At 62.0% G+C, this 12,885-nt stretch carries 10 protein-coding genes; all 10 read right to left on the bottom strand.

The features are described 5' to 3' along the window. Positions 1 to 268: 268 nt before the first annotated feature. Complete coding sequence (locus FW764_RS01640) at positions 269 to 1,030, bottom strand: PIG-L deacetylase family protein (protein WP_446432443.1); 762 nt, start codon at positions 1,028 to 1,030, stop codon at positions 269 to 271. Between the two features lie 177 nt (positions 1,031 to 1,207). Beyond that, positions 1,208 to 1,363, bottom strand: a complete 156-nt coding sequence (locus FW764_RS01635; protein WP_446432442.1) for a hypothetical protein — start codon at positions 1,361 to 1,363, stop codon at positions 1,208 to 1,210. After that, on the bottom strand, positions 1,360 to 1,959 hold the full coding sequence (locus FW764_RS01630; protein WP_446432441.1) for an SAM-dependent methyltransferase: 600 nt from the start codon (positions 1,957 to 1,959) through the stop codon (positions 1,360 to 1,362). Before FW764_RS01630 ends, FW764_RS01635 begins: the two co-directional genes overlap by 4 nt. Beyond that, positions 1,956 to 2,714 carry a PIG-L deacetylase family protein gene (locus tag FW764_RS01625; RefSeq protein WP_446432440.1) on the bottom strand — a complete coding sequence of 253 codons (759 nt, stop codon included), beginning with the start codon at positions 2,712 to 2,714 and terminating at the stop codon, positions 1,956 to 1,958. The genes FW764_RS01630 and FW764_RS01625 overlap by 4 nt, the downstream gene beginning before the upstream one ends. Further along, positions 2,711 to 3,709 carry an acyl-CoA dehydrogenase gene (locus FW764_RS01620; protein ID WP_446432439.1) on the bottom strand — a complete coding sequence of 333 codons (999 nt, stop codon included), beginning with the start codon at positions 3,707 to 3,709 and terminating at the stop codon, positions 2,711 to 2,713. The genes FW764_RS01625 and FW764_RS01620 overlap by 4 nt, the downstream gene beginning before the upstream one ends. A 1-nt stretch (position 3,710) precedes the next feature. Further along, positions 3,711 to 5,867, bottom strand: coding sequence for a glycogen debranching protein GlgX (gene glgX, locus FW764_RS01615; RefSeq protein WP_446432438.1), 2,157 nt, complete (start codon positions 5,865 to 5,867; stop codon positions 3,711 to 3,713). A gap of 134 nt (positions 5,868 to 6,001) precedes the next feature. Beyond that, positions 6,002 to 6,271 carry a DUF2934 domain-containing protein gene (locus tag FW764_RS01610; protein WP_446432437.1) on the bottom strand — a complete coding sequence of 90 codons (270 nt, stop codon included), beginning with the start codon at positions 6,269 to 6,271 and terminating at the stop codon, positions 6,002 to 6,004. 24 nt (positions 6,272 to 6,295) lie between these two features. Then, positions 6,296 to 9,052 (bottom strand): malto-oligosyltrehalose synthase, encoded by a 2,757-nt coding sequence (locus tag FW764_RS01605; RefSeq protein WP_446432436.1) that lies wholly within the window; start codon positions 9,050 to 9,052, stop codon positions 6,296 to 6,298. Next, on the bottom strand, positions 9,049 to 11,133 hold the full coding sequence (malQ, locus tag FW764_RS01600; RefSeq protein WP_446432435.1) for a 4-alpha-glucanotransferase: 2,085 nt from the start codon (positions 11,131 to 11,133) through the stop codon (positions 9,049 to 9,051). The genes FW764_RS01605 and malQ overlap by 4 nt, the downstream gene beginning before the upstream one ends. After that, a complete protein-coding gene (gene treZ, locus FW764_RS01595; protein ID WP_446432434.1) occupies positions 11,130 to 12,875 on the bottom strand; it encodes a malto-oligosyltrehalose trehalohydrolase in 1,746 nt (581 codons plus the stop codon). Before treZ ends, malQ begins: the two co-directional genes overlap by 4 nt. Positions 12,876 to 12,885 lie beyond the last annotated feature (10 nt).

Below are 12,885 nucleotides of genomic sequence, written 5' to 3'. Positions count from 1 at the left end.
CCACGTTGCGTTCACTTATGCGCGCAACGTGAAGCCGATCACATCCTGTGCCAACGCCGCCCGTTCGCGGTTGCGTAGGGTTTTATCCGACAGACAACGGGCGCCGCCATCGCCGCGGGCACGCGGGGTTAGCACGCGTTAGCCCTTGGCCGCCAGCGACGCTGGCATAACGGTTGAAGTCGTAGGGCCAACGGTGCAGCAGGATCACCATTTGGCCGTTGGTATCGTCGGTTGTGCTGTACACAATGCGATACCTGAGCCTGGCCCTCTAAGCAAACACAATCTCGTAGGGCTCGCGTATCCGCTCCAGCAGATCCTGGGCGAGCATCGGTGCCAAGCCGATTGTCGGGTCGCCGACCAATTGGCTCGCAAACGCATGGGTTGCGTGAAGCTTGCGCGCGACGCTCCATGCATTCAGGCGGACTTTATGTGCCCGTTGCCAAGGGATTATTGCGCCATCGCGTACCGGCCAATGCCAGGCCCAGATGGGCAGTTCATAGAGTCGCGCTCCCACCAGCCTGCACGCGTTGGCGCTGGCACGACCGACGGCGTCATGGTCGTCATTGCCGTCGTTGCGCCACGTGGTGAACACCACGTCACTGGGTTGCAGGTAGCGCGCGATAAATTGACTCATCGGCTGTTCGCTGGCCGCCAGCGCGTCGTCGCGAAAACCGCCACGAATCCATTTCAAACTGTGCAGCGGCATGCCCAGGCGGCGCAGTGCTTCGGCGCTTTCCTGGGGGCGAATCACACTCAAGCGGCTTGCCGGCCAGGCGTTAGAGCCTGGGTGGCTGGCGCTGCCATCGGTGATTGAGATCAGCAACAGGGGGTGTTCAAGGGTACTGAGCAGCTGCAGCAAACCGCCACACGCCAACACCTCATCGCCCGGATGAGGAGCGATGACCACCACGCGCACGCCCGGTGGTACCAGCGTGGAGGGGTTTATAGCGGGGATTTGCGCCAACTGCGGGGCGCTGTTCCAGATTTGCGCAGGGCCGCGGCGGCCGTCGCCTAAGGAGGCAGGCTTCATGGGTGTCACATCCTTGTCAATGGGGTCTGGGTCGTACCCCGTTGACGGGACGACACTCTTTTTTAGTCAGCGCAGGTTCCGCCGCACTGCTGCGGCCCCCCAACCTTGGAGTGCCAGCAAGGCGTCTTCAGCATAGTCAAGGATTGGGCGCTTTTACATCTTGTAATGTCGATTTTTTCAGGTGGCTAGCGTCAAGCTCTTCAGGTTATCGCCAAAGCTGCCTGGTGCCCGGCAGTCGAGGCGGGCACGGGTAATGGCGTGTGGGTTGTGACGCCAGGCGATCGACGCATTGCAACGTTTCAGGTTGCGCACCGGGATCAGAGTGCCGATCATCGCAAACCCTCGCGGGAGGCGACCGAGGTGCCGTCGCGGCTCCACAGGTCGAGGAGAAAATCGCTCTCGTGATGCTGCACCACAGGCGCCATAACCAGACGTTGTTGCAGCAGGGCGTGCACCTGGTCAGCGGTTTGTGGGCAGCCTTCGATAGCGGGGCGCCAGTGGCAGGCAAGCAGCTGCCCGTCCTCGGTCAACGAGGCGAGGGCGCAGTCAACCAAGCGATGCAAATCATCGGCGTCGAGGTAGTAACACAACTCGCTCAAGACGATCAGTTCGAACGCGCCCGCAGGCCATTGGTCGGGCAGACGGCTTTGTTGCACCTGGGCGTGGGGAAATCCCAGCAAGCGGTTTTTCGCCAGTGCGACGGCGGCGGCGGCCGTGTCGCAGCACACCAGGCGGTCACAGCGTGGCGCCAATTCGGCACTCAGCTCGCCGTTGGCACAGCCTGGCTCGAAGATCGACGTGTAACGTGGCCGAGTCAGCACCGCCAGGGTCAGCGCGCGTTTGCGCCGCTCGTACCAGCGCTGGCGAAACGCCCAAGGATCGTCATTGCCGGCGAACAGTTGATCAAAATAGGGTGTGGCAACGCTCATACAAACACCACTTCAAAAGGCTGCAGCAAGCGCTCCACCACGTGGGGTGCGAGCACAGGTGGCAGGCCGATCTGCGGGTCACCCTCTAACTGGCTGGCAAACGCGTGAATGGCATGGCGTTTACGTGCAACGGTCTCGGGCGCCAGCAGGATCTTGCGTGCGCGGTCCCACGGCACGTGGCTGTCTTCGGGAGTTGCCCAGTGCCAGGTCCATACAGGCAGTTCGTAGAGCGTGGCGCCTACCGCTCGGGTCGCTTTGGCACTGGCGCGGCCGACGGCTTCGTGGTCGCAATGGCCGTCTTCGCGCCAAGTGGTGAACACCACATCGGTGGGCTTCAGATAGCGCTGGATAAACGTGCACAGGTGTTCTTCGCGAGCAGCCACCTGACTGTCGGTGAAGCCTGCGCGCAGCCATTTCAAACTGTGCAGCGGCAAGCCGAGGCGATGCAGGGCCTGGGCCGACTCCTGCGGGCGCACCACGCTCAAACGCTCCACCGGCCAACGTGTGGAGCCTGGATGGCTGGCGCTGCCGTCGGTTACGGAAATCAGCTGAATCGGCCGACCGAGCATCGCCAAACCTTGTAGCAGGCCGCCACACCCGAGCACTTCATCGTCCGGGTGTGGGGCGATGATCACTGCCCGATGGCCTTCGGGCACTAACTGCTCAATGCTGATTTGCGCTAATTGCGCCATGTGAGATGACGCTTGCCACTGATACAGCGGGGTGCCCTGGCCGACAATCGGATTAGGTTTCATAAATGCCATCTCCGTGCGGAGTTTGCAGCGGCCAGCTCACCCAAGGCTGCCAGGTCGCGCTCGGCGTGACTTTGCCGCACATACACCGGCAAGTCCGCCATCAATTGAGCAAAGTGCGGGTCTTTGCAGTAAGGCCCTGCACCGACCGCGCGGCCGACGTGGTGGATGACCTGCTCGACGGTATCTTCGATACACGCCCGTACCTGCTGGGCCAAATGCCGGGCATCGGCCCCCGGTTCGCGATCGATCTGTTCGGCACTGTCACGCAAGACACAGACGCCACTGTTGAGCACACTGTCAACCGCCCCCAAGTGGGCCAGGGCATGAGGTTCGGGGCGCTTGCTGCACTGCTCGCGCAAGACTTCGGCCAGGCGTTGCGCGCCGCCATACCAGCACGCTGCGATGCCGATTCCGCCGTGCCAGAAGCCGGGACGGGACAGATATTGCCCCGGCCTGCCGACGGCGATCCCCTTGGCGTCATCAAACACAATCTCGACGCTACCCGTGGCCGCCATCCCTACGGCATTCCAACCTTCATCCGTTACCGTGATCGCGGGCTGCTGCATGTCCACCGCAACTAATTGCTGGCGTTCCTCTTCGTCCCAGGCGGTCAGCAAGCCATGGCTGACCACCGCTGCCCCGGAACACCAAGCCTTGCGCCCGTCGACGATCAACCGCTGGCCGTCTCGCCGCACCCGCACCTTCGCCGTTGGCGGTTCGGCGGCCCACATACCCCACGTGCTACCCAGGGGCGGCAAGGGGCTGTTGAGTTCAGCGATGATCGCCAAGGCATCGGTGTGGCCCTCGAACAGTTTGCACAGGCGCAAATCATGCCCAGCCACTTGGGCTAGACGGCTGAAGCGCGCCAGTGTCTGGCCGCTGCCGGGCAATGGCAGCTGGTCCAGCCCTTCCTCCTGAAGCGCCCTCAGTGCATGACCCAGGGCCTGCGTGTCCGCATAACTCCGGTAGCCTTGAAGGAATCCATGCAACGCCATCTCACACCTCGTCGTGCTGCAGTTCAAACAGTAGCAGTGAGCGACCGGTGATGGCGTACTCATGCTCGAAGTCAAAGCGTTCCTGGCCACGTACGGCCGGGTCATTGGTGTCGAGCATGCAGGTCCAGAACTCACCTTCGGGCACCGGTGGCAGGCGGAAATTCACCATGTCGTGGTGGGCGTTGACCGCGAGCAGTAAGGTTGCATCGCCACCCGGACGCCGAATCCCGGTCTCCTGGGCGCGGCCATCCATCAGCATGCCCAGGCAGCGGCCATGGCTGTCTTGCCATTGCTCGATGCTCATCTCGCTGCCGTCCGGCGCCAGCCAAGTGACATCTTTGACGCCGATGTCTTCGTTGTAATCACCGACCAGGAAGCGACCACGGCGCAGAATTGGATAGGCCAGGCGCAGCTTGATCAAACGTTTCACAAACTTGAGCAGGGCTTTGCCGTCGGCGTCCAAGTCCCAGTTGACCCAGCCAATCTCGCTGTCTTGGCAGTAGGCATTGTTATTGCCGTGCTGGGTACGGGCAAACTCATCACCGGCCACCAGCATTGGCGTGCCCTGTGCCAGCAGCAGCGTGGCGAAGAAGTTACGCATCTGGCGCAGGCGCAGCGCGTTGATTTCCGGGTCGTCGGTCGGGCCTTCGACGCCGTGGTTCCAAGACAGGTTGTTGTTGCTGCCGTCCTGATTATTCTCGTCGTTGGCTTCGTTGTGCTTGTCGTTGTACGACACTAAGTCGTGCAACGTGAAGCCGTCGTGGGCGGTGATGAAGTTCACCGAGCTGTACGGGCGCCGGCCCCGCTGGTTGAACATCTCCCCAGAGGCGGTCATGCGCGCGGCGAAGTCCGCCAGTTGGCCGTCGTCGCCTTTCCAGAACGCGCGCACGGTATCGCGGAACCGGTCGTTCCATTCCACCCAGCCCGGCGGGAATTTACCGACCTGATAACCACCGGGGCCACAGTCCCAGGGTTCCGCGATCATTTTCAGCTGGCGCAGCACCGGGTCCTGGCGGCAGGCCACGAGGAAACTGTGGCGCTCGTCGAAGCCATCACGGTAGCGGCCCAGAATGGTCGCCAAGTCAAAGCGGAAACCGTCCACGTGCATCTCGGTGGCCCAGTAGCGCAGCGAGTCGGTGACCATTTGCAGCACGCACGGGTGGCTCAGGTCCAGGGTATTGCCGGTGCCGGAGTCGTTGATGTAAAAGCGCTTGTCTTCAGGCATTAAGCGGTAGTACGACGCGTTGTCGATGCCGCGCATGGACAAGGTCGGGCCACGCTCGTTGCCTTCGGCGGTGTGGTTGTAGACCACGTCGAGGATTACTTCCAGCTTGGCCTCGTGCAGGTGCGCGACCATTTCCTTGAACTCGGCGATCTTGCCGCTGGCCAGGTAACGCGGGTCTGGTGCGAAGAAGGCAATGCTGTTGTAGCCCCAATAATTGGTCATGCCTTTTTGCAGCAGGTGCTGGTCGTTGACAAATGCATGTACCGGCAGCAGTTCTACCGAGGACACGCCCAACTCGCGGATGTGCTTGAGCACGTCGTCCTCCATCAAGCCGGCGCAGGTGCCACGCACCGACTCGCCAACCGAAGGGTGACGCATGCTGATCCCGCGCAGGTGGGTTTCATAGATGATCGTGCGGTCCCACGGCACGCGCACCGGCTGGTCGTTGCCCCAGGTATGCGCCGGGTCGATGACCTTGCACTTGGGCACGAAGGGCGCGCTGTCGCGCTCATCGAAACTGAGGTCATCATCGGGGTGGCCGATGGTATAGCCGAACAGGGCCTCAGACCATTTGAGCTCGCCCACCAGTTGTTTGGCATAGGGGTCGATCAGCAATTTGTTGTGGTTGAAGCGGTGGCCATTGGCGGGGTCGTATGCACCGTATACGCGGTAGCCGTAAATCAGCCCGGGGTGGGCGTCGGGCAAGTAACCGTGGAAGGTCTCATCGGTGTATTCCGGCAGTTCGATACGTTCCAGCTCGATTTCGCCGGTATCGTCGAACAGGCACAGTTCGACTTTCGTGGCGTTGGCCGAGAACAGCGCGAAGTTCACACCCAGGCCGTCCCAGGTGGCGCCAAGGGGGAAGGGCAAACCTTCACGAATCCGCGACGGCTCATTTTCCGGCATCGGTTGGCTTTTTTCGGGTTTGCTCATTGTTGAGTTGCTCCTGCAAGGGTCTTTTTTCGGGCCGAGCGCGACCGTGCTGGCGATCGTTCAGCTGACGCAGTGGACAGTTAAAATGACCGCCTGCCGACAACGCCGGCAGGCGGCCCATAGGATCAAAAGGCTTAAGACTTGGGCTTTTTCGGCGCGGCCGGCTTTTTGGTCGCAGGCGGTGCGGGTTTGCTCGCGGCAGGGGCAGCGGGCTTGGCTTTGGGCGCAGGCTTGGGCGCGGTTTTTGGCTTGGCGGCGGCCTTGGGTTTGCTCGGCGTCAGCGCTTCGGCTTCGGCCAGCTTGCGTGCCATCTCCCAGTGGCGTGCATCTTCACCGTGGGGTTTGCCTTCGGACTCCCAGATCTGATGTGCCAACTCGCGTATGCGTTTGTCTTCAGTACTCATCGAAATGCTCCTCACAGAAAAGTTTCAGCTTTCTTGATCATCAGGATTGATAAAGACATTGACCGGGAAATTCCCCAGGGCAGTGCTGATCAACAGCTCCTTGTTTGGTGTGACTGCGCCTGTCTGAAAAAGTCCCTTCCAGTTTTGTGTTGTGGCGGCAAACGGTAATTTCACGCGTGTATCGCCCCAAACCTGCGCACTGACGTGGGGGTGCTCAGCCGTTTCCAACAGGCGATGAGACCAACGTGGCACCACCACCAGCAGGTATTTGCCTTGATACTCGCGGCAGAATGCGACGACGTGTTCAGCGTGTTTGCCTACGACGTCCAGCGGTGTGTAGCGGCCGCTGCGGAACATCTCGGGATCAGCCTTGCGCAAGGCTAAAACCTGGGCAATCAACGCCTGTTTGACACGCCCATCGCGCCAGTTAACCAACAGTTCACTGATGTCCGGTGGCGTATCCAGTGCCCGTTGCCGTGCGCTGAAATCCACTGGGCGCCGGTTGTCCGGGTCGACCAGGCTGAAGTCCCAGAACTCATCGCCCTGGTACACATCTGGTACACCCGGCACGGTGAGTCGAAGCAAGGATTGCGCCAGGCCATTAATCGCACCGGCCGCAGCAATGGCGTGGGCGGCGTCACCCACCGCGGTGCGCAGCGTCTGGCCTTCTTCGCTGAGCAGCAGGCGCGACAGGAAGGCTTCGACGCCTTGTTCATAGGCCTCGTTGGGCGCGCTCCAGCTGCTTTGCAACTTGGCTTCGCGCAGGGCTTTTTGCTGCCATTGCCAGAGGCGCTTTTGATAGGCATGCATGTCCGGGTTGGCGTCCAGCGGCCAACTACCCAGTAGCACTTGATACAAGATCAGTTCGTCACCGGCAGACGGGCTGTCGGCAGCCTCACGCAATTTTGCCGCGAGGGTGCGCCAGTGCTCGACCTGCTCGGCATACCATGGTGCGCACTCGCTGAGCACCGCCAGGCGTGCGCGGGAGTCTTCGCCACGTTTGTGGTCGTGGGTGGCAGTGGCCAACAAGTTGTCGGGAAAGCGCTGCAATCGCTGCGCGTTGACAGCGTGAAAATCGGCCACAGGTGCGCTGAATTGCTCGGTGCTGAAGCCCACATCGTTACGCGACAGCAGCACCGCCGAGCGATAAAACGCAGTGTCTTCCACGGCCTTGGCGGCAGCCGGCGATGTCAGTTGCTGGAAGCGCACGCAAGCATGCTTGAGCATCTTGCGCTCACGGCCGACCCGGCGATTGCGCCAAGGCTGGCCACCGAGCCATTTTTCCAGGTGATCGAGTACCGGCCAGTCGCCTTCGCCTAGAGTGCCGCGAGCACCCGCCAGCGCTTGCAGAAAAAACACGTCGTCGCTTTCACTGCGGCCACGGGCGCTGATGTAGGTACGGTACACCGGGAAGTGCACTATTAGTTCCTGCAGGGCACGGCGGATTGCACCGAGGGTCAGGTCGCGGGTCATCACATCATCACGGGCCACTTGCAGCAGGGCTTGCGCCACGCTTTCGAAGTCCCCGGCCAGGGAGCCATTGAGGATCTGTTGGCGTGCCAGCCATGCCTCCTCGATAAATGACGCAGGGCGTCCGCTGTGGCGGGTCCACAACTCGGCAAGCGGCGCAAACCCTTCAGGATCATGCTGCAGCAGTGACAGTTGGTTCATGAATTCGTAGCCGGTGGTGCCGTCCACTTTCCAGTCCTCGCGCAGGGTTTCGCCCTCGCCGAGGATTTTCTCCACAAAGAGCGGCAGGTGCCGCTCGGGCGATAGCGAGTCCACCCGACGGCGCAGCTTGCGGCAGTAGGCGCGTGGGTCGGCCAGACCGTCGATGTGGTCGATGCGCAGACCATCCACCAGGCCTTCGCTGATCAGCTCGAATATCTTGCCGTGGGTGGCTTCGAACACCGCCGTGCGCTCCACGCGCAGGCCGCCCAACTCATTGACGTCGAAGAAGCGCCGCCAGTTAATATCGTCTGCGGCGGTGCGCCAGCTGGCGAGGCGGTATGTTTGCTGCTCGAGCAATTGATGCAGGCGCTCAAAACCTTCGGATTGGCGCCCGTCGAACGCAGTGATGCGCTGTTCAATGGCGTGCAGCACGTCGCTCTCGGTCGCGCGCTCAGCCAGCGCTTGTTTGAGCCAGGCGGCTTCGTGGTAAGCGTCGTCTTGATAGGCGAGGGCGTTGAAACGGTCGGCCAACGGCCTTAGCAGTTCGTCGGCGCCGAGAATCAGTGCGTAATCGCGCGGGCAAATCGGGAAGCGATGCTCGTAATGCTCGACGTAAAACGCACCGTGTTCGGCATCGAAATGCAGCGCCAGGCTGCCGGTTTGCAGGGCCTCGCCGTAGTCGCTGCCCAGAAACGGCATCAGCAGTTGGCCCTTGAGCAATGGGTCAGGCGAGTGCCATTGAATATCGAAAAACTCGCTGTAAGGGCTCAAACGCCCCCACTCCAGCAGGTCCAGCCACCAGGGGTTATCCGCGCCGCCGACGGCCATATGATTGGAGACGATATCGAGGATCAGCCCCATATCGTGTTCACGCAGCGCGGCGACCAGCCGGCGCAAGGCCTGTTCGCCACCCAGTTCAGGGTTGACCGTGGTCGGGTCGACCACGTCGTAGCCATGCATCGACCCGGCGCGGGCGCTGAGTAGCGGCGAGGCATACAGATGACTGATGCCTAACCGGGCGAAGTACGGCACCAACGGCACCGCATCGTCCAGGGTGAAACCTTTATGGAATTGCAGACGCTGGGTAGCGCGCAGGGGCAGTGCTTTCATCGGTCACGCTCATAGGCTTGGTTGCGCGCGACGGCCAGCAGTTCGAGGCGGCGCGCGGCGCCAGCGTTGTCGAGCAGGCTGGCGGCTTCGCCGGGCAGGCGGCGGCGCCAATTGGGGTGGGTGTCGGTCGTGCCGGGCAGGTTGGCTTGTTCTTCTATGCCCAACGCATCTTCCAACGGCAGCAGCACCAGTGGCGCACGGGTGTGGCCCAGGTAGCGCACGCTGGCGTCGATCATGTGATCAGTGTCGTTGCGGATCTCATCAACGAAGTTCTGCGGGTCCTGGCTCAAGGCCTGGCGCAGCGCCTGGCGTTCGCGCAGGCGGTGCTCGCTCCATTGCTCCACGGCCGGTGCGTCGATCAGGCCCAGTTGGATATTCCACTCGATGTCGCGGCTGTGCCACCAGCCATTGAGTGTCGGCAAGTCGTGGGTGCTGGTGGTCGCCAAGGCATTGTCCGGCCAGTCGAGGATCGGTTTGAACTGGCCATCATGGCCCTGTTCGAACAGCAGCACCCGCATGCCCAGAATCGAGCGGCCGCTGAGTTTTTCGCGCAGACCGTCGGGTACGGTGCCCAGGTCTTCACCCAGTACAATCGCCTTGTGGCGCTGAGACTCCAACGCCAACAGGCGCAACATATCGTCCACCGGGTAATACAGGTAGGCACCCTCGCTCGGTGAGGCATCCATGGGGATCACCCACAGGCGTTGCAGGCCCATCACGTGGTCGATGCGCAAGCCGCCGGCATGCGCGAAGTTGGCGCGCAGCATCTCGATAAACGCGCGAAAACCATTGCGCTTGAGACCTTCCGGAGAAAACGCCGAAATCCCCCAGCCTTGGCCAGCACGGTTGAGGACATCGGGCGGCGCCCCCACCGTGAGATCGGCCAGCAGTTCGTCTTGACGGCTCCAGGCTTGGCTGCCACCGCCATCGGCGCCGACGGCCAGGTCGGCGATCAGGCCGATGCCCATGCCACTGCCGCGCGCGGCCTGCTGCGCACGCGCAAGGCAGCGGGCGATCAGCCATTGGCTGAAGGCGTAAAAGCCGATTTCGTCAGTGTGTTCTGCGGCAAACTGCACCAGTGCCGGGCTCTGCGGCGTGCGCCAGGCTTCGGGCCAGTGACGCCAGTCGAGCGCTTCGCCAGCGGCTGCGCGCACGGCCTGCACGGCTTCGAAGCGGCAGTGGTTTTCCAAGGCTTCGCCGCCAGCCTGGCGGAAGCTGAGAAAGTCGGCATGTTGCGGGTGTTCGCCGTGGCGGAAGTCTTCATACAAGGCGCGCAACAGGCGCTGCTTGGCCTTGGCGGCGGCGGGCCAGTCGATCAGGGTGTGTTGCTCAAGGGTGTGCAATTCATCGGCGAGCCCGAGCGCTTCAATGGCATTGCGCACTTCACGCTCACCGAGGATGCAGGCGGGCGAGGCGTACAGGCTGTTGAGAAACAGGCGACTGGACGGCGAGTAGGGGCTGTAGCGTCCAGTGTCGGCACTGAACATTGCGTGCATCGGGCTGATCGCTAAGGCATCCGCGCCGCGTTCGGCGGCGCAACGGGCCACGTGTTCCAAGGCCTGGGTGTCGCCAAACCCGCCATCACCCAGGCGGCGCAGTGCATAGAGCTGTGCGCTCAGACCCCAGGCGCGAGCGGGTTGAATGTCGACCGCTTCGGCCACGCTGTAGCAGTGGGTGGGCGCGACAGCCAGGGTGAACGCCTGGTCGTCGATATGCACTTGGTGGTAGCCCAGGGCAATAACGCCGGGCAACACGGCGTCGCCATCGAGGCGTAACTCCAGGGTTTCGCCGTCTTCCAGGCTGACCCGGCACGGCGTGTCCGCGGCAAAGTAGCGTGCCAGGTCCAAGCCCTCGCCACTGTCGACGGTCATCAGCGGTGGCAGGTGTTTGTTTTGTTGTGCCTGCTCAAGCTCGAGCAGGCTGGCATTGATCTCGGCGTCGGTATCGGCCGGGTGGCCCAGACCTTTGAGAACGGCGCGCAGGGCGGCGGGTTTCACGTGTTGCGGGCGGCCGTTTGCGTCGATCCAATCGACGGCCAGGCCCGCGCGGCTGGCGAGTATTTCCAGGTTCGCTTCGCTCAAAGGTGCTCTCCAACAGGGGATAAGGCGACGCGTGCGCTGAACGGCGCAAAGTGCGCCTCATCCGTGGCTGGCGTCTCGTATAGCAGGTGCGGCGGCGCCGGGTGATCCAACGGCGTCGCGCCAAGGTTCAGGTCGATTTGCAACACGCTGCCATTGCCCAGGCGCCAGCGCGCCGTGACCGCACCGTCCGCCAGCACCTGAGCGCCCAAGGCCACGCTGCCTGGCAAGTGCGGCACGATATGCAGGTGACGCAGGCTCAGCAGGTGACGGTAAAACTGGCTCTGCGTGTTCTCGGTAAAAACGGGCGCCGATTGCAGGAAGGTCAGCAGCGCATTCGGGTCGGGGATGTGTTCGCGCCGTTCAAGGTCTTTGAACGCAGCGAAATCGGCGAACTCGTTGCGCCGGCCTTCGCGTACGGCTTCGGCCAGTTCGCCATGGTGGTCGGTGAAAAACAGGAACGGCTGTTCGGCGTTGACCTCATCACCCATGAACATCAGCGGGATCATTGGCGACATCAGCAATAACGTGGTGGCCGCTTTGAGCGCCTGGGGTGAACACAGTTGATGCAAGCGTTCGCCCAAGGCGCGGTTGCCGATTTGGTCATGGTTCTGCAAAAACGCCACGAAGGCACTAGGCGGCAAGTGACCACTGGGTTCGCCGCGCTCATGGCCATGGCGGGTGGTGTGGCCTTGGTAGATAAAGCCTTCGCCCAGGCAACGCGCCAGTTTTTCGGTAGGGTTTTGTGCGAAGTCGCTGTAATAGGCGTCAGTTTCGCCAGTCAGCAACACGTGCAGGACGTTATGGAAGTCATCGTTCCACTGCGCATCAAAATCATGTTTTAACAGGCTGGCCTGGTTGAGCTCATTTTCCAGCACCAGCCAGACATGCCGGCCGACATCCGCCTGGCGGCGAACGCGCTGTGCGAGTTCGGTCAGGAAGCCAGGATTGTCGATCGCGTGCACTGCATCCAGGCGCAGGCCATCGACGCGGTACTCCAGCAACCACATCAGTGCGTTATCGAGAAAGAAGTCGCGCACCTCGCGGCGATCAAAGTCAATGCCGGCGCCCCACGGCGTGTGCACGTCTTCTTGAAAGAAACCCTTGGCGTATTGACCCAGGTAATTGCCATCGGGGCCGAAGTGGTTGTAGACCACGTCGAGAATCACCGCGAGGCCGTGCTCGTGGGCGCTGTCAATCAGGGCTTTGAGTTGTTCGGGAGGCCCGTAGCAGGCTTGTGGGGCGTAGGGCAGGACACCGTCGTAACCCCAGTTGCGCTCGCCGGGAAATTGCGCCAAAGGCATTAATTCAATCGCGGTGATGCCCAGTTCGGCCAAGCGCGGTAGCTGCTTTTCAACCGCTGCGTAGCCACCCATTGCACCCACGTGCAGTTCGTAGATCACAGCCTCATGCCATGGGCGGCCTTGCCAGTTGGCGTGTCGCCATTGATAGGCGAGTGGATCGACGACCACGCTCCAACCATGTACGTCCAGGGCTTGAGCCCTGGACGCCGGATCGGGTACATCCATTTCGCCGTCGATGTTGTAACGGTAGCGAGTGCCCGCCGGGCACTTTATCTCTATCTCAAACCAGCCTTCTGCCTGTGGCAGCATGGCGATGGACTTGCCGTCTTCCAATTCAACGCTGACATAAAACGCGTCTGGCGCCCACAAGGCAAAACGCGTGTGTTGCGCGTCCAGCATGATTGCGCCGTGGGGCCAGGTTTCCAGAGTCCGTGACGGCATCTATGAAGCC

This window comes from Pseudomonas sp. 1152_12, assembly GCF_052850675.1.
Note: the sequence above shows the minus strand (reverse complement) of the source record. Positions and strands in the feature narration are given on the sequence as shown.